Raw genomic sequence first — 23433 nt, forward strand, 5'->3', positions numbered from 1 at the left:
GTACGGGCCCGCGGCGGCGTTCATGCCGGTCGGCGCCGCAGTCGCGCACCTGCCCGGCTCGGGCGCAGCCCTTGCCCAGGACCACCAGACCCTCGTACCCGCCCCGGCGGCCCGAGCGGGGATCGGTGCTGAGGGCCCTCCGGCCGAGTCCGCGCGGCTGCTACCGTCGCAGCGCCCACCCGTCGGCGAGGCTGGAGGATGCGCCATGGCCGGGCCGTACGCCCCGATCGAGCCCTACGACCACGGGATGCTGGACGTGGGTGACGGGCACCGCGTGTACTGGGAGCTGTGCGGGAACCCCGAGGGACGGCCCGTGGTGGTGGTGCACGGCGGGCCCGGGTCGGGGTGCACGCCGAACAGCCGGCGTGCCTTCGACCCCGAGCGGTTCCGGATCGTCCTGTTCGACCAGCGCGGCTGCGGGCGGAGCACGCCGCACGCGGGCGACACCACCGCCGCCCTCGCGGCCAACACCACGCACCATCTGATCGCCGACATGGAGCGCCTCCGCGCGCACCTGGGCATCGAGCGGTGGGCGCTGTACGGCGGCTCGTGGGGGTGCACGCTGAGCCTCGCCTACGCCCAGCGGCACCCGGAGCGGGTGTCGGCGATCGTGCTGGTCGCCGTGACCATGACCCGGCGCTCGGACATCGACTGGCTCTACCGGGGCGTCGGGCGCTTCTTCCCCGGGGAGTGGGAGCGCTTCCGCGCACTGGCGGGCGGGGACGGGACCGACCTGCCCGCCCGCTACACCCGGCTGCTCAACGATCCCGATCCCCGGGTGCACACCCGCGCGGCGGCCGCCTGGGCGGACTGGGAGGACACCGTGATCTCCCAGGAGCCCAAGGGCCGCCGCGGAGCCTACGGCGACCGCCCGCCCAGGGCCCTGCTCGCCTTCACCCGCGTGTGCGCGCACTACTTCTCGCACGGCGCGTGGCTGGAGGAGGGCGAGCTGCTGCGCGAGGCGCACCGCCTGGCCGGCATCCCGGGCGCGCTGGTGCACGGCCGCCTGGACCTGGGCGGCCCGCTGTCGGTCGCCTGGGACCTGGCCCGCGCCTGGCCGGACGCGCGCCTCGACATCGTCGAGGACGCCGGCCACACCGGCAGCCCGGCGATGGCCGAGGCGGTCCTGCGGGCGGTCGACGGGATCGGCGAGCGGACGGACGGGCGGTAGCGTTCGGTCCAAGACCGGCCTTCATGGGCCCGATGTGCCGCTCACGCCTCGGTGTCGCCGGTCGGTGCGGGGGGCGCGTCGGCCTTGGTGTAGACGAGGTGGACGACGCCGGTGGCGTCGAAGGTGGTGGAGGAGAGGAGCTTGAGCGGGACGGTGGCGCCGTCGGTGAAGAGTTTCTGGCCGTGGCCGACGACGATGGGGTGGACGAGGAGGTGCAGCTCGTCGACGAGCTTGTGCTCCAGCATCCAGCGGACCAGGCGGGCGCTGCCGGTGGTGCCGAGGCGGGTGTCGGCCTTGAGTCTGGTCAGCTCGGCGGCGATGTCGCCGTTGATCAAGGTGGAGTTCTGCCAGGTGGCCTCGGTGAGGGTGGAGGACACGACGTACTTGCGGGCGCTGTTCATGGCCTCGGTCATCGGGTCGCCGGGGTCGGCCTTGGGCCAGTACTCGGCGAAGCCCTCGTAGGTGGTCCGGCCGAGGAGGGTGGCCTCGGCCTCGCCCATGAGCTGTCCGACGACGGCGCCCATCTGGTCGTCGAAGTAGGGGAAGTGCCAGGTCTCCGGCGCCTCGATGACGCCATCGAGGGAAATGAACAGGCTGGACTTGATGAAACCCATCTCGTGCTCCTTCTTCGGTCCGGACGGGCGCCCGGTGCGGTGTGCCTTCACTACAAGGTCGAACGGCGATCCGCGGAATCGACACGCCACCCGCCCTCGTTCGGTCGGGCGCTCCGGCAGCCGACCGGGGCGGCCGCCGACGCGGCCGTCACGGCCGCGGTGCGGCCTGGTGGTGATGTGCGCCATCCATGATCGCGCAGGCCGCTGTGACGGGTGGCGGCGCGGGAGTGGTCGGCGCTCGGCTGGAGTCGCCGTACCGCGCCCGGGTAGCGGCCCGCCGACCGCAGGCGGGTTGGGTGACCGGACGGCTCACCGCACGGGGGACGCGGTGACCGGGCTTGCGGCAAGGGAATTTTCGGCCGTCCGCGCGGCTTGCCCTGCTCGGGCGCCGCCGCGGGCGGCACGTTCGCGAAGGGGGACGGGTGATGGGGTCGGGCGGACGCGTGACGCGGGGCTTCACCGGGCGCAGGCGGGGCGGGAAGCGGCGGCTGCCGCCGGGGCAGTACGACGTCGGGCCGCAGTTTCCGGTGCTGTCGGCCGAGGCGACGCCGCGGATCGACACGGAGCGGTGGAGCTTCCGGATCGAGGGTGCCGTGCGCGAGGCGGTCGAGTGGGACTGGGAGGGCATCCACCGGCTGCCGCCCGGCTCCTACAGCGGCGCCATCCACTGCGTGACGTCCTGGTCGAAGTTCGACACCTCCTTCAGTGGTGTGAGCGTGGACGAACTGCTCGACCGGGCCGGGCCGCTGCCCGAGGCGACGCACGCGATGGCCTTCTCACACACCGGCTACACCACCAATCTGCCGCTGGCCGACATCACCGGCGGGAAGGCGTGGGTGGTCTGGGAGTACGACGGCGCGCCGCTGCCGCCCGAGCACGGCGGGCCGGCCCGGCTGCTGGTGCCGCACCTGTACTTCTGGAAGAGCGCCAAATGGGTGGCCGGGCTGCGGCTGATGGACCACGACGAGGCCGGGTTCTGGGAGCGCAACGGCTACCACCACCGCGGCGATCCTTGGCAGGAGCAGCGGTACACGGGCGACTGAGCCGGCCCGTCCGGCGCCCCGGCCCCGCCCGCGCGGGCGCGCCGGTCGCGCCTCGCCGTCGGGCGGCTCCCGGTGGCCGGTGCGCGCGCCGGGCGGCCGGACTCAGCGGCGGGCATGCCACTCCAGCGTGGCGGCCACGACGCGGTCGGTGGCCGCGCTGCTCTGGTGGGGGCCGATCGGCAGGCTGAGGACCTGGTCGGCGAGCGCCTCCGCGATCGGCTGGGGTGCCGGGTGGTCCGCGGCGTAGACGGCGGAGCGGTGCGCGGGGGTCGGGTAGTGGATGACCGTCCCGATGCCGGCGGCGCCGAGTGCGGCGGCCGCGCGGTCGCGCTCGGCGCGCGAGCGGGCGCGCACCACGAACAGGTGCCAGGACGGGTCCGCCCACTCGGCCGTGCGGGGCGGCACCAGTCCGTCGAGGCCGGCCAGGCCGCGCAGGTAGCGGTGGGCGATGGCGCGGCGGCGGGCGTTCCACTCGTCCAGGCGGTCCAGCTTGACGCGCAGCAGCGCCGCCTGGAGCTCGTCCAGCCGCGAGTGGGTGGCCGCCAGCTCGTGCACGTACTTGACCCGGGAGCCGTAGTTGCGCAGCAGGCGGAGCCGGTCGGCGATGGCGGGGTCGCCGGTGACGACGGCGCCGCCGTCGCCGAGGCTGCCGAGGTTCTTGGCCGGGTAGAAGCTGAAGGCCGCCGCCGCGGACGGTCCGGAGCCGATGGCGCGGCCGCGCAGCCGGGCGCCGTGGGCCTGGGCGGCGTCCTCGACGACGGGGATGCCGTGCCGGCCGGCGACGGCCGCGATGGCGTCCAGGTCGGCCGGGTGCCCGTAGAGGTGGACGGGCAGCACGGCCGCGGTCCGGGGGGTGATCGCGGCCTCGACCGTGTCGCCGGTGAGGACGTACAGTTCGCCGTCGGGCTCGACCGGTACCGGGCGGGCGCCGGTCGCGGACACGGCGAGCCAGGTGCCGATGAAGGTGTGCGAGGGGACGATCACCTCGTCGCCGGGGCCCACGTCCAGGGCGCGCAGGGCCAGCTCGATGGCGTCGGAGCCGCTGCCGACGGCGACGCAGTGCGGGCGGCCGCAGTAGCGGGCGAAGGCGGACTCGAAGGCGGCCAGTTCGGGGCCGAACAGGTAGCGGCCCGAGCGCAGCACCCGCGCCACGGCCGCGTCGATCTCGGCGCGCAGCTCCTCGTAGGGCGCGACCAGGTCGAGGAAGGGGATCTCGGGGGAGGCGGCGGTCATGACGGGCGCTCCCTCACGGCACGGGCGAACTCGGTGTACTCGCGGAAGTAGTCGTTCTCGTCGTAGTGGGCCGAGGCGAGCACCACGGCGACGGCCCCCGGGGAGAAGTGGGTCAGCCGGCGCCAGATCATCGGGCCGATGTAGAGGCCGAGGCCGGGCCGGTCCAGTTCGTAGCTCGCCTGCCGGTAGCCGTCGTCGACGGTGACCCGCAGCCGGCCGTGCACGGCGATCATCAGCTGGCGCAGCTCGCGGTGCCCGTGCCCGCCGCGCTCCGCGCCCTGCGGGATCCCGTAGAGGTAGTAGACGCGCTCGATGGGGAAGGGCACGTCGGTGCCGGTCTCCACCACCGCCAGCCCGCCGCGGGCGTCGGCGTGCTCGCGCAGCTCGACCAGGCGGGTCGGCTCGGCGGCCGTGCCGGGCGGCCGCCGCGGCCCGGCGCTCACCGGGCCGCCGGGAGAATCGCGACGAACAGGCCGCGCCCGGACGGGCCGCCCTCCAGGTAGCGCGCCTGGTAGCCCGCCCGGGCGGCCGCGCGCTCGTAGCCCTCCCGGGGGTGGAGGGTGAGGTGGTGCCGCTCGGCGAGGTGGCGGGCGCCGCCGACCGGGTCGGCGAGCACGTAGTGCACGTCGATGACGGTCACCCCGTCCTTCTCCACGGAGTGCGAGACCCGCGCGAGGGTGCGTTCGCCCGCGCGGACGATGTCGGCGGCGACGTAGCCCTCGATGAAGGTCTCGGGGAACCACCAGGGTTCCACCACGAGCACCCCGCCGGGCTCGGTGTGCCGCGCGAAGCAGGCGAAGGCCGCGTCCAGCTCGGCCTGGCCGGACAGGTGCGCGATCGAGCTGAACATGCAGGTCACCGCGGAGAAGCGCCGGCCGAGCGCGAAGTCGCGCATATCGCCGACGGTGACGCGGGCCCCGGGGGCGCGGCGGGCCGCGATCGCCGCCATGTCCTCGGCCAGCTCCAGCCCTTCGGCGCGGGCGAAGTGCCCGGTGAAGTGCCGCAGGTGGGCGCCGGTGCCGCAGGCGACGTCGAGCAGCGAGGACGCCCCCGGGCAGCGCTCCCGGACCAGCGCGGCGACGTCGGCCGCCTCGCGGGCGTGGTCCTTGCCCCGGTTGGTGTAGAAGAGCTCGTAGATCTCGGCGAACTCACCGTCGTACATCGGCCGGTCCTTCCGCGCGCACGAGCCGCGCCAGCTCGGCGGCGACCTCGTTGGGTGTCGGCTGGGCGCGCATCTCGGCGCCGATGCGCTCGGCGTTCGCACGGTAGGAGGGGTCGGTCAGCACCTGCTCCACGGCCTGCCGGATGCTGCGCGCGTCGGCCCGCGAGGGGTGGACGTAGACGCCGTTGCCGTTCGCGGTGATCTGCCGCCCGCGCACGCTCACGTCGTACATCTCGCCGACGAGGACCTGCGGCACCCCGTACACGGCCGCGGTGCCGGAGGTGCCGGTGCCGCCGTGGTGCACGATGGCCGAGCAGCTCGGCATGAGGGCGTGCAGCGGGACGAAGTCGACCAGCCGCACGTTGTCCGGCACCGGCCCCGAGCCGCGCTGCGCGCTGGGCACGGTGGCGACCAGTTCGGCGTCCAGGTCGGCGAACTCGTCGAGCAGTTCGGACAGCACCAGGCCGTGGCCGATCGTCCGCTCGGCGGAGACGCCCACGGTCAGGCAGACCCGCGGCCGCTCGGGCGGCTCCAGCAGCCACGGTTCCGGCACGGACGGGCCGTTGTAGGGGATGTAGCGCATCCCGATCCTGCGCAGCTCGCCGGGGAGCCGCAGGCTGGGCGGCGTGGTGTCGATCGACCACTGGCCGACGGTCAGCTCCTCGGAGAAGGCGAAGCCGTGCCGCGCGCCGCTCCACTCGTACCATTCGCGCAGCGGGTCCTCGCGGTGCGCGGGCGGCTGCGCCGCGGCCGCGTCGAGGAAGTGGCGGCGCATCGAGTCGAGCACGTCGGGGCCCCACAGCAGCCGGGCGTGCGGGGTGCCGGTGGCGGCGGCGGCCATCGCGCCGCCGAAGGTGAACTGCTCCCAGATGATCAGGTCGGGCCGCCAGCGGCGGGTGAACTCGATCAGGCCGGCCACGAAGGGCTCGTCGTTGACCATCGAGTAGAAGGTGGGCACCAGCACGCTCTGCTGGCCGAGCAGGTACTCCCAGCTGCGCCCCTTGGCGGGGTCGTCCAGGTCGATGCCCGAGGCCCAGATCTGGATCTCCTGGCCGATCTCGCCCATCAGCTCGACGAAGGCGGTGTCGGCGCCGACCGGGACCCCGGTGAGCCCGGCGCCGGTGACGGCCGGCATCAGCGCGGGCTGGCTGGCGACGCGGACCTCGTGCCCGGCATTGCGCAGCGCCGAGGCGAGCGGCACCAGCGTGTGGAAGTGGGTGTCCCAGGCGAAGCAGGCCAGCAGGAAGCGCAGCGGGCGCCGGGGGCCGCTCATGCCGCCACCGCCAGCGGGAAGGAGTGCCAGCCGCGCACCACCGGGGAGCGGCGGGGGCGCAGCGGCGCGCCGGCGGGGGCGAGGTCGGGGCGGTGCGCGGCGAGGGCGGCGAGGGCGAGGGCCGTGAGGCGGTGCACGGTGCTCCCGGCCGCCCCCGGTCCGATCGGTTCGGCCGGTCCGGGTTCGCGGTCGGGCCGGAACAGGTCGGGTTCGGTGAAGGCCCGCGGGTCGCGGTTGGCGCCGCCGACGAGCACGACCACCTGCTCGCCCGCCGCGACCGCCCGCCCGGCCAGTTCGACGTCCTGCTGCGCGACGCGGGCCCGGATCTGCACCGGCGGGTCGAAGCGCAGGGTCTCGGCGGCCACCGCGGCGGCCGCGTCCGGTTCGGCGCAGCCGCCCGGCCACCGGTCGGGCAGCAGCGCCGCGACGGCGTTGCCGACGGCGGCCGCCACCGGCTCGGTCAGCGCGACGACCAGCGCCACCGCGTCCTCGGCGGCGCCCAGCTCCTTCAGCCGCAGCAGCGCGGCGGGCACGCTCACCGCGGTGGCCAGGCGCTGCGCGGCCAGCTCCACGTTGAGGGCGGGCGCGAGTTCGGCGCTGAGCGCGGCGAGCGGCGCCGGCGGCAGGTCGAGCAGTCCGGCGGCCATCGCGGCGGCGCACGGCCGCGCGTAGTCGGCGACGAGGTCGAAGGCGGGCGGCAGGCGCTCGGCGCGGTCCGCGCAGACCGCGGCCAGCGCGCCGGGGTCCAGGCGCACGGCCGGTCCCGGCGGGGCCAGGTCCAGCGGCTGCACCACGGGGCCGGGATCGGATCCGTCGGGCGCGTGCTCGCCGAAGCGGCCGTCGGCGAGCACCGCGGCGGCCACCTCGTACCGGGCGGTCACCCAGGCGCCCACGGCGCTGCGCACCAGCGGGTCCGCCTCGCGGACCGCCGCGGCCAGCGGGTAGGGGTCGTCGTCGAAGCCGGTGAGCAGGCGCGCGTAGTGGTCGCCGTGGGCTCCGTGCACCCATCTGAGCGCCTGGGCCAGCTGCAGCCGCCGGCCGAGTTCGTGGTCGGCCAGGTCCCGTTCGTTCCGCATGGTCAGCTCCGTCCGCACAGTCCGTCCAGCCAGGTGTCGATCTCGTGCGCGGTGACCTCGGCGAAGTCCCGCATGACGGTGAAGTGGTCGCCGGGCACGTCCACGGCCCGGTGCTCGAACGGCCAGCTGGCCCGCCAGTCCCCCGCCCACTCGCCCATCGGCTCGCTGGCGCGCAGCAGCAGCACCGGGGCGCCGGACGGGCGCGGCGTCCACTCCGCGAGCAGTGCCTCGTAGGCGCCCAGCGCGGTGAGGCGGGCGTCGGTCATCGGCACCAGCTCGTCGGCGAAGAGCCCGAAGGTGAGCGCGTCCTGCCAGTGCCGCATCGCGTCCTGGGCCTTGGGCGGGTAGGCGTCGACCAGGATCTCGCCGCTGGGGGCGGTGCCGCGCTCGGCGAGGTGCGCCGCGAGGGCGTTGGCGAACAGGGCGCCCGCGGAGTAGCCGAGCACGACGAAGGGCCGGTCGGCCAGCAGCGGGAGGACGGCCGCCGCCAGCGCGCCCGCCGCGGCCTCGACGCTCGCCGCGATCGGCTCGCCGGCCTGGTAGCCGGGGAGTGAGACCGCCGCCATGGGCCGGCGGCCGCCGAAGCCGGCGGCCAGCCGGGCGAACTCGTGCGGACCGCTGATCGCGGCGGCTCCGCTGCAGCAGACGATCAGCGGCCCCGTTCCGCCCTCGGCCAGCGTCACCGGCCGCGGCGGAGCGGGCAGCTCCGCCGGGTCGCGGAAGACCGGCCGGAAGCCGGCCGTCCGGGCGAGCAGGCCGAGGAAGTCGCGGGAGCGCCCGGCCCTGGCCGCGTCCAGGTACAGCTCGCGCAGCAGCCCGGTCGGCGCGCGCTCGCCGCCGGAGCCCAGTTCGGCGCCGATCAGCTCGGCGAGCGCGGCCGCGTCGGGGCGGGTGAACACGGCGGTGGCGGGGATCGCGGCCCCGGTGGCGGCGCGGATGCGGTTGCGGAACTCCACCGCGGTGAGCGAGTCGAAGCCCAGCGCGGCGAAGGGCCGGTCGGCCGGCACGCTCTCGGCGCCGGGATGGCCGAGCACCAGCGCCGCCGTCCGCCGGACCAGCGCGGTCAGCTCCCGCCGCCGCTCGGCCGCGGGCAGTGCCGCCAGCCGGTCTCGTTCGGCGGCCGGGGCGGCCGCTTCGGCCGCCGGGCGGGGCGCCGCCCGCAGCTGCGGGAGTTCGGCCAGCAGCGGCCGCTCGCGGGCCGCCGTGTAGCCGACGGCGAAGCGCGGCCAGTCCATCCGGGTGATGACGGCGCAGGTGTCGCCGCGGCCGATCGCGGCCGCGAGTTCGGCCACGGCCCGCTCGGGTTCCATCGCCAGCACGCCGCGCCGCGCCAGCTCGGCCTCGGCGTCGGCCACGGTGGCCAGGCCGGACCCGGCCCACAGCCCCCAGGCGACGCTGGTGGCGACCCGCCCGCGGGCCCGCCGGTCGGCGGCGAGCGCGTCCAGGTAGGCGTTGGCGGCCGCGTACACGCTCTGCCCGCCGCTGCCCCACACCCCGGAGTTGGAGGAGAACAGCACGAAGGCGTCCAGCGCGGTCGGGTCGAGCAGGGCGTCGAGGTTCCGGGCGCCGCGGACCTTGGCCGCCAGTACGGACTCCAGCTCGTCGGCGCCGGTGTCGGCCAGCGCGCTCCACTGGCCGGCGCCGGCCGCGTGGAAGACCGCGGTGACCGTCTCCCCGGCGCGGGAGATGCCGGCCAGCACCTCGGCGAGGGCGGTGCGGTCGGCCACGTCGCAGGCGACCGCGCTGACCCTGGCCCGGCCGGCGCCGGCCAGCTCGGCCAGGCGGGCGCGGACCGCGGGGTCGTCCGGGCCGCGGCGGCCGAGCAGGATCACGTGCTCGGCGCCGCCGGCGGCCAGCCAGCGGGCGACGTGCCCGCCCACCCCGCCGGTGCCGCCGGTGACCAGCACGGTGCCGCGGGGCGTCCACGGCGCCGCGTCCGCCGGTGGGCCGGCCGGGCGCAGCCTGCGGGCCAGCACGCGCTCGCCGCGCACCGCCAGTTGGTCTTCGGCGCCGGCCCCGGCGAGCAGCCCGAGCAGCGGCCCGGCGGGCCGGTCCGGGGGCAGGTCGACCAGCCCGCCCCAGCGCTGCGGGTGCTCCAAGGACGCGGCCAGCCCGAAGCCCCACAGCAGGGCCTGAAGCGGCTCGACCCGCTCCGCCTCGGCTCCGGTGCGCACCCCGCCGCTGGTGCGCAGCCACAGCCGTGCCGTGCCGCCCAGGTCGACGAGCGCCTGGGTCAGCGCCAGTGTCGGGGCCAGGGCGGCGGCGGGATCGGCCCCGGAGACGGCGGCGTCGAGCAGGGAGAGCACCCCGGTCGCCCCGGCGAGCTCGTCGGCCAGGGCGGCGGCGTAGCGCTTGCGGTCGGGTTCGGCCGGGTCCAGCTCGACCACGCTCACGGCGGCGTCGTCGGTGAGCCCGGCGGCCGCCGCGGTCCGCCCGCTCGGGACGACGAGCAGCCACCGGCCCGGGTCGGTGCCGGCCGGCGGTCGCGGCAGCGGGGTCCAGCCCACCTGGTAGCGCCAGTCGTCGGCCGGGCCGGCGCGGCGCTCCGGTTCGAGCCAGAAGGAGTCGCGCTGGAAGGGGTAGGTGGGCAGCTCGACGCGCCGGGCGCCGCGCCCGGCGAAGGCGGCGGTCCAGTCCACGGCGACGCCGTCGACGTGCGCCTCGGCCAGGGAGGTCAGGAAGCGCTCGGCGCCGCCGTCGCCGCGGCGCAGGGTGCCGATGGCCGCCGCCCGCCCGCCCAGGGTGTCCAGCAGCGGCGCGACCAGGACCGGGTGCGGACTGCACTCCACGAAGGTGGTGATGCCGTGCTCGGCCAGCCGCTCGGCGGCGTCCTTGAAGCGCACGGTCGCGCGCAGATTGGCCACCCAGTAGCCGGCGTCCAGCTCGGCGGTGTCGGTGAAGGCCGTCCGCACGGTGGAGAAGAACGGGACGCTGCCGGAGCGGGGCGCGAGCCCGGCCAGGGCGGCGGTCAGCTCCGGGGCGAGCGCGTCGACCTGCGCGGAGTGCGCGGCGTAGTCGACCGGCACCGGGGTGGCCTTCACCCCCTCGGCGGCGAGTTCGGCGGCGAGCGCGCCGAGAGCCGCCACCGGCCCCGACAGCACGGCGGCGGCCGGGCCGTTGACGGCGGCGACGGAGATCTCGGGGCGGCGCTCGGTGTGGCCGCGCACCGCGGCGAGCGGGGCGGCGACCGCGAGCATGGTGCCCGCCCCGGCGATCGCGGTGACCGCCCGTGAGCGGCGGGCGACGATCCGGGCGCCGTCGGCGAGCGACAGGCCGCCGGCGACGCAGGCGGCGGCGATCTCGCCCTGGCTGTGGCCGACGACCGCCTCGGGCACCACGCCGTGCCGCCGCCACAGCCCGGCCAGCGCCACCATCACCGCCCACAGCGCGGGCTGCACCACGTCGACCCGCCGCAGCGCGGCCTCGTCGTCGAGCACGTCGGGGAGCCGCCAGTCCACGTGCGGGGCGAGCGCCGCGGCGCAGGCGTCCAGTTCGGCGGCGAAGGCGGGCGAGGCGGCGGCCAGTTCGGTGGCCATCCCGACCCACTGCGCGCCCTGCCCGGGGAAGACCAGCGCCACCCGCCGGTCCGGCGCGGCGGTGCCGCGCACCGCCCCGGTGAGCGGGCCGAGCCGCCGGGCCGCGCTCGCGTCGCCGGGGTCCAGCAGGACCGCCCGGTGCTCGAAGGGGGCGCGGCCGGCGGCCAGCGAGAAGCCGACGTCGGCTGCGCGCTCGGGGGCGGCCGCGAGCCGGTCGGCCAGCGCCCGGGCCTGCGCGCGCAGCGCGCCCTCGGTGCGCGCGCCCAGCGGCCAGGGCACCGGCGCGGACGGCGCCCAGGCGGGGGCGGCGCTCTCGTCCTCCGGGGCGGGCGCCTCGTCGGGCGCCTCCTCGAGGATCGCGTGCGCGTTGGTGCCGCTGATGCCGAACGAGGACACCCCGGCCCGCCGGACCCGGCCGCCGGCCGGCCACGGCGCGGCCGCGGCGGCGGGCTCCACCCCGCTGCCGGCCCACTCCACCAGCGGCGTCGGCCGCTCGGCGTGCAGGGACGCGGGCAGGGTGCCGTGCTCCAGCGCCAGCAGGATCTTCAGCACCCCGGCGACGCCGGCGGCGGCCTGGGTGTGCCCGAGGTTGGACTTGACCGAGCCCAGCCGCAGCGGCCGCCCGGCCGGGCGGTCCCGGCCGTAGACCTCGATGAGCGCGTCCGCCTCGATCGGGTCGCCCAGCCGGGTGCCGGTGCCGTGCGCCTCGACGGCGTCCACGTCGGCCGGGCCGAGCCGGGCGTCGGCGAGCGCGGCCCGGATCACCCGGACCTGCGCCGGTCCGCTCGGCGCGGTCAGCCCGTTGGACGCGCCGTCGGAGTTGACGGCGGTGCCCCGGACGACGCCGAGCACCCGGCGGCCGGCGCGGCGGGCGTCGGAGAGCCGTTCCAGCAGCAGCATGCCCACGCCCTCGCCGGGGCCGAAGCCGTCGGCGCCGGCGGCGAAGGGCCTGCTGCGCCCGTCGGCGGCCAGTCCGCGCTGGCGGGAGAAGGCGGTGAGGGTGGCCGGGGAGGCCATCACGGTGGCGCCGCCCGCCAGGGCCAGCGCGCACTCGCCGCGGCGCAGCGACTGCACGGCGAGGTGCAGCGCGACCAGCGAGGACGAGCAGGCCGTGTCGACGGTCAGCGCCGGCCCGGTGAGGCCGAGCAGGTAGGCGACGCGTCCGGAGGCCACGCTCGGCACGGTGCCGATGGCGAGCTGGCCCTCCAGTTCGTGGACGGTGTCGTAGGGGGTGGCGGCGTAGCCGGTGGACCAGGTGCCCAGGAACACGCCGGTCCCGGTGCCGTGCAGGGCCGGCGGCGCGATCCCGGCGCGCTCGACCGCCTCCCAGGAGGTTTCCAGGACCAGCCGCTGCTGGGGGTCCATCGCCAGCGCCTCGCGCGGCGAGATGCCGAAGAAGGCGGGGTCGAAGCGGTCGGCGCCGCTCAGGAAGCCGCCGGCCGCGCAGTAGGTGGTGCCGGGCCGGTCGGGGTCGGGGTCCACCAGCCCGGCGAGGTCCCAGCCGCGGTCGGCGGGCAGGCCGCCGATCGCGTCGGCGCCGGAGTCGAGCAGCTCCCACAGCTGCTCGGGCCGCTCGATGCCGCCGGGGAGCCGGCAGGCGGTGCCGATGACGGCGATCGGCTCGGCGGTCCGCGCCCGCTCCCGCTCCAGCCGCGCGGACACGTCCTTCAGCTCGGTGGTGGCCCGCCACAGGTAGTCGCGCAGCCGGGCCTGCTCGGTCTCGCTCACGGGTGCTCCCCTCGCTCGGCGCGCCTGTTGTCGAGGAAGGCGAACAGCTCCTCGTCGGAGGTCCAGTCCGCCTCGGCCGGCTCGGCCGGCTCCGCCGCCTCGGGCGGGGCGTGCCGCCGCCGCAGGCCGGCCGCCAGTTCGTGCAGCCGCCGCTCGACCAGCGCGGCGGTGCCGGCGTCCACCGCCAGGGTGTCGACGGCCTCGGCGAGCCGGGCCAGCTCCGGCGGCAGCGCCGGGCCGGCCGGCCGCTCGGGTTCGCGGTCGACGGCGAGCAGCCCGGCCAGGTGCGCCGCCACCGCCGCGGTGGTCGGCCGGTCGAAGACCAGGGCGGCCGGGAGCCGCAGCCCGGTCGCCCGCGCCAGCCGGTTGCGCATCTCGACGGCGGTCAGCGAGTCGAAGCCGAGCTCGCGGAAGGCCGCGTCGGCGCGCACGGCGTCGGTGTCCCGGTGGCCGAGCACCGCGGCCGCCGTCCGCCGGACCAGGTCGACCAGCACCGGCAGCGGGTCGGGTGCGGCGGCGAGCCTGCCGTGCAGCGCGGCGGCCGCGTCGGCTTCCTCGGCGGCGGCGCCCGCGGTGCGGCGCGCCGGGCCGGCGGGCCCGGCGGCGACCAGTCCGCGCAGCACCACCGAGAGCCCGCCCTCGCGCGACCGCGCGGCGAGCGCGGCCCGGTCCAGCAGCATCGGGTAGCTGACGGGCTCCGGGCCGGCCAGGGCGGCGTCGAACAGCCGCAGCGCGGTCCCGGTGGGCATCGCCCGCAGCCCCGCCGCCGCGATCCGCTCGCGGTCGCGCTCCGACAGGGTGCCGCTGAGCCCGCTGCTGTGCGCCCAGAAGCCCCAGCCGAGCGAGCGGGTCGGCCGGCCGCGCGCGCAGCGGGCGGCGGCGAGCGCGTCCAGGTACTGGTTGGCGGCGGCGTAGGCGCCCTGCCCGGGGCCGCCGAGCACGGCGGCCGACGAGGAGTACAGCACCACCGCGGCCGGGTCGTGCGCGGAGGTGAGCGCGTCCAGGTGGCGGGCCGCGGCGACCTTGGGCCGCAGCACGCCGGCCACCCGCTCCGGGGTCAGCGACTCCAGCAGGGCGTCGTCGAGCACGCCCGCGGTGTGCACCAGCGCGGTCAGCGGCCGCGGCAGCCCGGCGAGCACCTCGGCGAGGGCCGTCGCGTCGGCCGCGTCGCACGCGCGGGCCTGGACGTCGGCGCCGAGCGCGGTCAGCTCGTCGACCAGCTCGGGGGGCGGCCCCGAGCGGCTCGCCAGGGTGAGGTGCCGGACGCCGTGCCGGGTGACCAGGTGGCGGGCGAGCAGGCCGCCGAGTGTGCCGGCGCCGGTGATCAGCACGCTGCCGCCGGGGTCCAGGGCCCGCGGGAGGGTCAGCACCACCTTGCCGACGTGCCGGGCCCGGCTGACGTGGGTCAGCGCGTGCCTGGCCTGCCTGATGTCCCAGGCGCGCAGCGGCGGCGGCGCCAGTGCGCCCCGCTCGAACAGCTCGCCCAGCTCGGCGAGCATCGCCGCGATCCGGTCGGGGCCGGCGTCCATCAGCTCGAAGGGCAGGTACTCGGCTCCCGGCAGGCCCGCGCGCAGGTCGGTGCGGCCCATCTCCACGAAGCGGCCGCCCGGCCGCAGCAGCCGGGCGGAGGCGTCGACGAACTCGCCGGTCAGTGAGTTGAGCACCACGTCGGCGCCCTCGGCGAAGACCCGCTCGAACTCGGTGGTCCGCGACGAGGCCAGCCGGTCGGCGGTCAGGCCGAGCGGCGCCAGCGCCGGCCACTTCGCCGGGCTCGCGGTGCCGAGCACCCGCGCTCCGAGGTGGTTCGCGACCTGCACCGCGGCCATGCCGACGCCGCCCGCGGCGGAGTGCACCAGCACGGTCTCCCCCGGCCGCAGCTTCGCCAGGTCGCGCAGCGCGTACCAGGCGGTGAGGAAGGCGGCCGGCACGCTCGCCGCCTCGGCGAAGCCCCACCCCTCGGGGATCGGCGCCAGCAGCCGGTGGTCGGTGACGGCCTCGGCGGCGAAGCCGCCGGCGGCCAGGCCGTACACCCGGTCCCCCGGCGTGAGTGAGGTGACCCCGGCGCCGGTCGCGGTGACGACGCCCGCCAGCTCGACGCCCATCGTGCCCTCGCCCGGGTACATGCCGAGCGCGATCAGCACGTCGCGGAAGTTCACCCCGGCGGCGCGCACCTCGACCCGCACGTCGAGCGGGCCGAGCGGCCGCTCGGGCACCCGCACCGGCGCGATCCCGCCGATCGTGCCCGGCTCGGCCGGAGCCAGCCGCCACTGCCGGTGCGCGGGGAGGTCGAGCAGCTCGGGGTCTGCCGCGGCGGTCAGCCGCGGCACCGACACCCGTCCGTACCGGACGGCCGCCTGCGGCTCGCCGGTGCCGACCGCCGCGCCGAGCGCCTGCGCCGACGCCGCTTCGCCGTCGAGGTCGACCAGGGTGAAGCGGCCGGGGTGCTCGGCCTGGGCGGAGCGGACCAGCCCCCACACGCTCGCCTGGACGGGGTCGGGCGCCGGGTCGTCCGGCTCGGCGGCCACCGCCCCGCGGGTGAGCAGCACCAGGTCGGCGGCTGCGAAGCGCTCGTCGGCGGCGAGATCCCGCAGCAGGGCGAGCACGGCGTCCAGCACCGGTCCCGGATCGCCGTCCGCGCCCTCCGGGCAGCGCACCACCAGCGGCCCGCCGGCGGACGCGGCCTCGCGGGCGCGCTCCAGCGGCACCGGCTCGGGCAGCGCCGCGGGGGCGGCGGCGGTGACGGGCTGCCAGTCCAGGCGGTGCGCGCCGGGCGGAGGCGCCACCGAGGCGGGCCGCAGCCGCAGCCGGTCCACGTGCGCGACCGGGGCGCCCAGCGGATCGGTGAGGGTCAGCGCCACCGCGTCCGGTCCGGCGGGCGCCACGCGCACCCGCAGCTCCGTCGCCGCGGCGGCGTGCACCCGGACCCCGCTGAAGGCGAAGGGCAGGTTCAGCCGCTCCGGCTCGGCCAGGAAGTCGCCGCAGGCCACCGCCTGCACGGCGGCGTCCAGCAGCGCGGGGTGCAGCACGTAGCCGTCCGGGCGCAGCCCCTCGGGGAGGGCCGCCTCGGCGAAGACCTCGCCGCCGCGCCGCCAGGCGCGCCGCAGGCCGCGGAAGGCCGGGCCGTAGCCGTAGCCGGCCGCGGCGGCCGCCGCGTAGTGGCCGTCCAGCGCGACGGGCTCGGCGCCAGCGGGAGGCCAGGCCGCCGGGGCGCCGGCGGCGGGCCCGCCCGGGTCCGGGGCGAGCGTCCCGGTGGCGTGCCGGGTCCAGTCGGGCTCGCCCTCCGGGCGGGCGTGCACGGCGAGGGCCCGGCGGCCCTGGGCGTCGGCGGGCGCCACCCGCACCTGGACCTGGGTGGCGCCCTCGGCGGGCAGTTCCAGCGGCGCCAGCAGCGTCAGCTCTTCCACGGCCGCGCCGCAGCCGTCACCGGCGGCGACCGCCAACTCCAGGAAGGCGGTGCCGGGCAGGATCACGGTGCCGCCGGCCGCGTGGTCGGCCAGCCACGGCTGCTCGGTGCGCCCGAGCGCGCCGGTCAGCAGCAGTTCGCCGGTCTCGGGCAGCTCGGCCAGGGCCGGCGCCAGCGGGTGCCCGGTCGCGTCCAGGCCGGCGGCGCGCACCCCGCCCGCGCCCTCGGCGGCGGCCGCCCAGAACCTGCGGTGCTGGAAGGGGTAGACCGGCAGGGGGACGTGCCGCCGGTACGGGCCGGGGAAGGCCGGCGTCCAGTCGACCTCGACGCCGTGCACGTGCGCCTCGGCCAGCGAGCGCAGGAAGCGGTCGAGCCCGCCCTCGTCGCGGCGGAGCGTGCCGAGGGCGACGGCGTCCTCGCCCGCCTCGATCACCGGCGCCAGCACCGGGTGCGGGCTGCACTCGACGAAGGCCGTCACGCCCTGAGCGGCCAGCGCCTGGACGGCGTCGTGGAAGCGGACCGGCTCGCGCAGGTTGCGCACCCAGTACTCGGCGTCCAGTTCGGCGGTGTCGACCCGCTCGTTGCGGACGGTGGAGTGGAAGGCCAGCTCGCCCGGGCGCGGCGCGAGCCCGCGCAGCGCCTCCCGCAGCTCCGGCACCAGCGGGTCCACCTGGGCGCTGTGCGAGGCGTAGGCGGCCGGGACCGTGCGGGTGCGCAGCCCGTCGCGCTCGCAGGCGGCGGCCAGCGCGGCCAGCGCCTGCGGCGTTCCGGCGACGGTCACCGAGCGGGAGGAGTTGACCACCGCGATGTCGAGGGCCGCCCCGAAGGGGGCGATCCGCTCGCGGACCTCGGCGAGCGGCGCGGCGACCGACAGCATCCCCCCGGAGCCGACGATGCGGGTGGCGATCCGCGAGCGCAGCGCCACGGCGCGCGCGCCGTCGGCCAGCGACAGCCCGCCCGCCACGCAGGCCGCGGCGATCTCCCCCTGGCTGTGCCCGACCACGACGGAGGGGACGACGCCGTGGTGCCGCCACAGCGCGGCGATCGAGACCATCACCGCCCACAGCGCGGGCTGGACGACGTCGACCCGGTCCAGCTCGCCGCCCTCGCGCAGCAGGTCCAGCGGCGACCAGTCCAGGTGCGGCGCCAGCGCCCGCGCGCACTCCTCCATCCGCTCGGCGAAGACGGGCGACTCCGCCAGCAGCCGCGCGGCCATGCCGGGCCACTGGGCGCCCTGGCCGGGGAAGACGAAGGCGACCCTGCGGGGCGCGGGCGCGTGCCCGGTGACGGCGGCCGCGTCGAGATCGGCCAGCCCGCCGAGGAGTTCGGCCCGCGAGGAGCCGATGAGCACGGCCCGGTGCTCGAAGGCGGTGCGGGTGCGCACCAGCGCGTGCCCGACTGCGGCCGGGTCCAGCTCCGGCTCGGCCGCGACGCGTTCGGCCAGCCGCTCGGCCTGCGCGGCCAGCGCGGCCGGGCTGCGCGCCGACAGCACCCACGGGACGGGGCCGGCCGCGGCGGCGGGCTCCGGCGCGGGCGGGGCCGGGGGCGGCTCCTCGATGACCACGTGCGCGTTGGTGCCGCTGATCCCGAAGGACGAGACACCGGCCCGGCGGACCCGGTCACCGGCGGGCCAGGCCGCCGGCTCGGCGACCGGCCGCACCCCGTCCCACTCGATCAGCTCCGAGGGCCGCGCGCCGTGCAGGGTGGCCGGGATCCGCTCGTGGCGGAGCGCCAGCAGTACCTTGAGCACGCCCGCGAGCCCGGCCGCCGCCTGGGTGTGCCCGATGTTGGACTTCACCGAGCCCAGCAGCAGCGGCCGGTCGGCGGGCCGGCCGCGGCCGTAGGCCGCGCGCAGCGCGCCGGCCTCGATCGGGTCGCCGAGCCGGGTGCCGGTGCCGTGGCCCTCGACCAGGTCGACGTCGTGCGGGGCGAGGCGGGCGTCGGCGAGCGCGGCGCGGATCACCCGCTCCTGGGCGGCGCCGCTGGGCGCGGTCAGCCCGTTGGAGGCGCCGTCGGAGTTGACGGCCGAGCCGCGCACCACCCCCAGCACCTCGCGGCCGGCGGCCCGGGCGGCGGACAGCCGCTCCACCAGCACCTGGACCACGCCCTCGGCGAGGCCGACGCCGTCGGCGCCCTCGGCGTAGGCGCGGCAGCGGCCGTCGCGGCTGAGCACGTCCTGGCGGGTGAAGTCCACGAAGGTGTCGGGGCTGGACATCACCGTCACCCCGCCGGCCACGGCCATGGCGCACTCCCCGCGGCGCACCGACTGGACCGCGAGGTGCAGGGCCACCAGCGAGGCCGAGCAGGCGGTGTCGACGGTGAGCGCCGGCCCCTCCAGCCCGAGCGCGTAGGCGATCCGGCCGGACATGACGCTGCCGGTGTTGCCGGTGCCGAGGTGCCCCCACACGTCCTCGGCGCTGCGGGTGGCGACCGGGAAGTAGAACTGCCCGTTGCTGCCGACGAAGACGCCGGTGTCGCCGCCCTGGAGGGTCGACGGGTCGATGCCGGCCCGCTCGAACAGCTCCCAGGCGGTCTCCATCAGCAGCCGCTGCTGCGGGTCCATCGCCAGCGCCTCGCGCGGGGAGATCCCGAAGAAGCCGGGGTCGAAGTCGGCGGCACCGTCCAGGAAGCCGCCGAAGCGGGTGCTCGACGCGCCGGGGGCGGCGGGGTCGTCGGCGCACAGGGCCCGCAGGACCCAGCCCCGGTCGGTGGGGAAGGGCGAGACGGTGTGCCGGCCCGCGTCGATGAAGGACCAGTAGGACTCGGGGTCGCGGATGCCGCCGGGCAGCCGGCACACCGCCGCGGTGATCACCACCGGGTCGTCGTCGGCGGCCGCCACCGCCGCCGGCGGCTGCGCGGCGGACCGGCCCAGCATCTCGTCCAGCAGGTGGGCCGCCAGCCTGCGGACGGTCGGCCGGTCGAAGATCACCGTGCTGGCCAGCGGCAGCCCGGTGCGGGCGCGCAGCCGGTCGCGCAGCTCGACGGCGGTGAGGGAGTCCAGGCCCAGCTCGCGGAAGGCCCGGGTGGGGGCGGCCGAGGAACCGGGTGCCCGGCCGAGCGCGGCGGCCAGCTCGGCCTGCACGACCGACTCGACCGCGCGGACCCGGTCGTCCTCGGCGAGCCCGCGCAGGGTGTCTGCGAACTCCGATCCGGCGGCGGCGACGGCGTCGGGGGCCGGCGCCCCCGGGAGCCGGCGCGCGAAGCCCGAGTCGCGCCGGGCCGCGAAGACCTCGCGGAAGGCCGGCCAGTCGGCGTCGACGGCGGCGAGCCGGTCGAGCCCGCCGCCGACCGCCCTGGCCAGCAGGTCCAGGGCTGTTTCCGCCGGCAGCGGCCTGAGCCCGGGGTAGCTCGTCTCGGCGCCCTCCCAGGGCGTCCACGCGATCGCGGTGGCCGGCAGCCCGGCGGCGCGGCCGGCGGCGGCCAGCGCGTCCAGGTAGGCGTTGCCGGCCGCGTAGCCGGCGCGGCCGGCGGTGCCCCACAGCCCGGCGACCGAGGAGAAGTACACCAGGGCGTCGACGGTGCCGGCGGGCTCGGCGGCGAGGAGTTCGTGCAGGGCCCGGGCGCCGGCCGTCCTGGCCGCCGTGGCCGCGGCGAGCTCGGCGGGGTCCGCGCCGGCCAGCGGGGCGGCCTCGGCCGGGGCGGGCAGGTGGAAGGCGGCGCGGACCGGGCCGGTGAGCACCCGGGCGAGCGCGCCGGGCTCGGCGGCGTCGACGTCCTCGACGGTGACGCGGCCGCCGAGGGCGCGCAGCCGCCGCACCGATTCGGCCGGCCGGCCGGGCACCCCGGTGAGCAGGACCTGTTCGACGGCGTCGTGCCCGGTGAGCCAGCCGGCCAGCGCCTCGCACTGGGCCGGCGTCCCGCCGACCACGACGGCCCGGCCCGACGGCCGCCACACCGCACGCGGCAGCGGCACCGGCTCCAGGCTCGGAACCAGCGGCCCGCCGACCCGCAGCGCGATCTGGTCCTCGCCGGCCGGCAGCGGCCCGGCCGGTACCCCGCCCGCGGCCGGCAGGTCGATCAGCCCGCCCCACACCTCGGGCTCCTCCAGCGCGGCGGTGCGGCCCAGGCCCCAGTACCGCGCCTGCTCGGGCACGGGCTCCTCCCCCGGCGCGGCCGCGACGCCGCCGCGGGTGAGCACCCGCAGCGGGGCGGGCGCGTCCAGGTCCGCGAGCGCCTGGAGCAGCGCCACCGTGGCCGGCAGGCCGGACGCGGCGTCCAGGGCGAGCAGCGACAGGACCTCGGTGCCGGGCCCGCCGAGCAGCGGCCGCAGCGCCGCGGCGTAGCGGGCCCGGTCGGGTGCCGCGGTGTCGACGGCGAGGACGCGCGGATCGGGGCCCGCCAGTGCTTCGAGCCCGTCCGGCACGGCGGTACCCGCTGGCACCACCAGCACCCGGTGCCGCGCCGGGGCCGCCTCGCCGGCCTCCGGCGCGGGCGCCCAGGCCAGCCGGTAGCCCAGGTCGGCGCGGGCTTCGGCCCGGTTCCCCGGCTCGATCCAGAAGCGGTCGCGCCGGAACGGATAGGTGGGCAGCGGCAGCGGGCGCGCGCCGCGCGGCCCGAACACCCGCTCCCAGTCGACGGCCACGCCGCGGGCATACGCCTCTCCGAGCGCCGCGCGGAAGCGGCGCGGCCCGCCCTCGCCGCGGCGCAGCGTGCCGACCGCGGCCGCGCCCGCGGCGTCGACGGCGGGCACCAGCACCGGGTGCGGGCTGCACTCGACGAACACGGTGGGGCCCTGGGCGGCCGTCTCCCGCACCGCGTCGTGGAATCCGACGGTGGCGCGCAGATTGCGCACCCAGTAGTCGGCGTCGAGCCCGGCGGTGTCGATCACGGCGCCGTCGACGGTGGAGTGGAAGGGGACGCGGCCGGTGCGCGGCCGGATCGGGGCCAGCGCCTCCCGCAGCTCCGGGGCCAGCCGGTCGACCTGCGCGGAGTGCGAGGCGTAGTCCACCGGGAGCAGCCGGGTGTCGACGCCCTCGGCCGCCCAGCCCGCGGCCAGCTCGGCCAGCGCGGCCGGGTCGCCCGACACCACCACCGCGGCCGGGCCGTTGACCGCCGCGAGGGCGGCCCGGTCGCCGTGGCCGGCGATTCGCTCGGCGACCCGGGCGGCGGGCGCGGCCACGGCCAGCATGCCGCCGGCCCCGCTGAGCGCCCGCACCGCCCGCGAGCGCAGCGCGACCACCCGGGCGCCGTCCGCCAGGCTCAGCCCGCCCGCGACGCAGGCCGCCGCGATCTCGCCCTGGCTGTGCCCGATGACGACGTCGGGCTCCACCCCGTGGTGGCGCCACAGCGCGGCGAGCGCCACCATGACCGCCCACAGCGCGGGCTGCACGACGTCGACCCGCTCCAGCGCCGCGGCGTCGCCCAGCAGCTCCCGCACGGGCCGGTCGGTGTAGGGCGCCAGCGCCGCCTCGGCCTCGCCGAGCGCGGCGGCGAACTCGGGGGAGCGCTCCAGCAGTTCGAGCGCCATCCCCGGCCACTGCGCGCCCTGGCCGGGGAAGACCAGCGCGGTGCGCGGCGGCGCGGTCCCGGCGTCGGCCACCGGCCCGGTGGCGAGGGCGTCCAGCGCCGCGGCCAGTTCGGGCGGGTCCTCGCCGACCACCGCCGCCCGGTGCGCGAAGGGCGCGCGGTGCAGCGCCAGCGTGGCGCCGACCTCGACGGGGTCCGCCGCCGGCTCGCGGCGCAGCCAGGCGGCCAGCCGCGCCGCCTGCGCCCGGACGCCGCCGGGCTCGCGGGCGGTCAGCACCAGCGGCACCGCGCCGCGCGGGCGCGGCGCGGGCGGGTCCGCGGGCGGGGGCTCCTCGATGATCACGTGCGCGTTGGTGCCGCTGATGCCGAAGGCCGACACGCCGGCCCGCCTGACCCGCTCGCCGGCCGGCCAGTCCACCGGCTCGGTGACCAGCGCGACGGCGCCCGACGCCCAGTCCACGAACGGGCTGGGCTCGTCCACGTGCAGAGTGCGCGGGAGCGAGCCGTGCTCCAGGGCGAGCGCGATCTTCAGCACGCCGGCGATGCCGGCCGCCGCCTGGGTGTGCCCGAGGTTGGACTTCACCGAGCCGAGCCGCAGCGGCCGCCCGGCGTCCCGGTCCCGCCCGTAGACGGCGAGCAGCGCCCGCGCCTCGACCGGGTCGCCGAGCCGGGTGCCGGTGCCGTGCGCCTCGACCGCGTCCACGTCGGCGGGGGCGAGCCCGGCGTCGGCGAGCGCCGCCCGGATCACCCGCTGCTGCGCGGTGCCGTTGGGCGCCGAGAGTCCGTTGGAGGCGCCGTCCTGGTTGACCGCGCTGCCCCGGACGACGGCCAGCACCGGCCGGCCGGCCCGCCGCGCGTCGGCGAGCCGCTCCACCAGCACCAGCGCGGCTCCCTCGGCGAAGCCGACGCCGTCGGCGGCCGCGGCGAAGGAGCGGCACCGCCCGTCCGGGGACAGGCCGCGCTGCCGGCTGAACTCGACGAGGACGAAGGGGTCGGCCATCACGGCCACGCCGCCGACGATGGCCCGCGCGCAGTCGCCGCGGCGCAGCGCCTGCGCGGCCAGGTGCAGGGCGACCAGCGAGGAGGAGCAGGCGGTGTCGATGGTGAGCGCGGGGCCGGTCAGGCCGAGCACGTAGGCGAGCCGGCCGGAGGCGACCGCGGTGACGGTGCCGGTCAGCATCATGCCCTCGGCCTCGGGCGGGACGCCGCCGAAGCCGTAGCCCATGCTCGCGGCGCCCAGGTACACCCCGGTCGGGCTGCCGCGCAGCTCGCCGGGGAGCAGCCCGGCCCGCTCGGTCAGCTCCCAGGCGGCCTCCAGCAGCACCCGCTGCTGGGGGTCCATGGCCAGCGCCTCGCGCGGCGAGATCCCGAAGAACTCCGCGTCGAACAGGGTCGCCTCGTCCAGGAAGCCGCCGTGGCCGACGTAGCTGGTGCCCGGCCGCCCGCCGGTGGGGTCGACCAGGCCGGGCAGCGGCCAGCCGCGGTCGGCGGGCAGCGGCGCGACGACCTCGCCGCCGGAGTCCAGCAGCTCCCACAGCCGCTCCGGGTCGCCGATCCCGCGCGGGAAGCGGCAGGCCGCCGCGGTGATCGCGATCGGCTCGGACTCCAGTTCGGCGATGCGGGCGCGGGCGTCGCGCAGGTCGACCGCCGCGCGCTTGAGGTAGCGCGCGATCTCGTCCTCGGTCGCCATCCGGTGCGGTCCCTTCCTGCGGTGGGTGCGGTGGTGTC

10 protein-coding genes are annotated in these 23433 nt (G+C 78.1%); 2 read left to right on the forward strand and 8 right to left on the reverse strand.

Annotation, left to right across the window (positions count from 1 at the left end; genetic code table 11):
• Positions 1–205 precede the first annotated feature (205 nt).
• Positions 206–1171 carry a prolyl aminopeptidase gene (pip, locus tag CLV72_RS07125; protein ID WP_106241812.1) on the forward strand — a complete coding sequence of 322 codons (966 nt, stop codon included), beginning with the start codon at positions 206–208 and terminating at the stop codon, positions 1169–1171.
• A gap of 41 nt (positions 1172–1212) precedes the next feature.
• Here the strand turns inward: pip and CLV72_RS07130 are convergent, their stop codons facing one another.
• Positions 1213–1785: a dihydrofolate reductase family protein gene (locus tag CLV72_RS07130; protein WP_106241815.1), complete on the reverse strand. Its 573-nt coding sequence runs from the start codon at positions 1783–1785 to the stop codon at positions 1213–1215.
• Positions 1786–2228: 443 nt separating this feature from the next.
• Here CLV72_RS07130 and CLV72_RS07135 point away from each other — a divergent pair, with 443 nt between their 5' ends.
• Positions 2229–2828 carry a sulfite oxidase-like oxidoreductase gene (locus CLV72_RS07135; protein ID WP_425428045.1) on the forward strand — a complete coding sequence of 200 codons (600 nt, stop codon included), beginning with the start codon at positions 2229–2231 and terminating at the stop codon, positions 2826–2828.
• Between the two features lie 102 nt (positions 2829–2930).
• Here the strand turns inward: CLV72_RS07135 and CLV72_RS07140 are convergent, their stop codons facing one another.
• Genes CLV72_RS07140 through CLV72_RS32745 form a run of 7 tightly spaced genes read right to left on the reverse strand, consistent with a single transcriptional unit; the run spans position 2931 to position 23395 of the window.
• Positions 2931–4061 carry a DegT/DnrJ/EryC1/StrS family aminotransferase gene (locus CLV72_RS07140; RefSeq protein ID WP_106241824.1) on the reverse strand — a complete coding sequence of 377 codons (1131 nt, stop codon included), beginning with the start codon at positions 4059–4061 and terminating at the stop codon, positions 2931–2933.
• A complete protein-coding gene (locus tag CLV72_RS07145; RefSeq protein WP_106241827.1) occupies positions 4058–4504 on the reverse strand; it encodes a sugar 3,4-ketoisomerase in 447 nt (148 codons plus the stop codon). The genes CLV72_RS07140 and CLV72_RS07145 overlap by 4 nt, the downstream gene beginning before the upstream one ends.
• Positions 4501–5223 (reverse strand): class I SAM-dependent methyltransferase, encoded by a 723-nt coding sequence (locus tag CLV72_RS07150; protein WP_106241831.1) that lies wholly within the window; start codon positions 5221–5223, stop codon positions 4501–4503. The genes CLV72_RS07145 and CLV72_RS07150 overlap by 4 nt, the downstream gene beginning before the upstream one ends.
• Positions 5210–6496 carry an activator-dependent family glycosyltransferase gene (locus tag CLV72_RS07155; RefSeq protein WP_106241835.1) on the reverse strand — a complete coding sequence of 429 codons (1287 nt, stop codon included), beginning with the start codon at positions 6494–6496 and terminating at the stop codon, positions 5210–5212. Before CLV72_RS07155 ends, CLV72_RS07150 begins: the two co-directional genes overlap by 14 nt.
• Positions 6493–7572 carry a cytochrome P450 gene (locus CLV72_RS07160; protein ID WP_106241837.1) on the reverse strand — a complete coding sequence of 360 codons (1080 nt, stop codon included), beginning with the start codon at positions 7570–7572 and terminating at the stop codon, positions 6493–6495. Before CLV72_RS07160 ends, CLV72_RS07155 begins: the two co-directional genes overlap by 4 nt.
• Positions 7573–7574: 2 nt before the next feature.
• Entirely contained in the window at positions 7575–12836 is a 5262-nt protein-coding gene (locus CLV72_RS07165; RefSeq protein WP_211302762.1) for an SDR family NAD(P)-dependent oxidoreductase, read from the reverse strand.
• Positions 12833–23395 (reverse strand): type I polyketide synthase, encoded by a 10563-nt coding sequence (locus tag CLV72_RS32745; protein ID WP_211302763.1) that lies wholly within the window; start codon positions 23393–23395, stop codon positions 12833–12835. The genes CLV72_RS07165 and CLV72_RS32745 overlap by 4 nt, the downstream gene beginning before the upstream one ends.
• Positions 23396–23433: the final 38 nt, after the last annotated feature.

Origin of the sequence: Allonocardiopsis opalescens, assembly GCF_003002095.1 — a bacterium.
GTDB lineage: Bacteria > Actinomycetota > Actinomycetes > Streptosporangiales > Streptosporangiaceae > Allonocardiopsis > Allonocardiopsis opalescens.

What these genes read in the sequence shown, in the direction of transcription:
- pip (WP_106241812.1), top strand. Translation starts at nt 206, where the DNA reads ATGGCCGGGCCGTACGCCCCGATCGAGCCCTACGACCACGGGATGCTG.
- CLV72_RS07130 (WP_106241815.1), bottom strand. Translation starts at nt 1,785, where the DNA reads ATGGGTTTCATCAAGTCCAGCCTGTTCATTTCCCTCGATGGCGTCATC.
- CLV72_RS07140 (WP_106241824.1), bottom strand. Translation starts at nt 4,061, where the DNA reads ATGACCGCCGCCTCCCCCGAGATCCCCTTCCTCGACCTGGTCGCGCCC.
- CLV72_RS07150 (WP_106241831.1), bottom strand. Translation starts at nt 5,223, where the DNA reads ATGTACGACGGTGAGTTCGCCGAGATCTACGAGCTCTTCTACACCAAC.
- CLV72_RS07155 (WP_106241835.1), bottom strand. Translation starts at nt 6,496, where the DNA reads ATGAGCGGCCCCCGGCGCCCGCTGCGCTTCCTGCTGGCCTGCTTCGCC.
- CLV72_RS07160 (WP_106241837.1), bottom strand. Translation starts at nt 7,572, where the DNA reads ATGCGGAACGAACGGGACCTGGCCGACCACGAACTCGGCCGGCGGCTG.
- CLV72_RS32745 (WP_211302763.1), bottom strand. Translation starts at nt 23,395, where the DNA reads ATGGCGACCGAGGACGAGATCGCGCGCTACCTCAAGCGCGCGGCGGTC.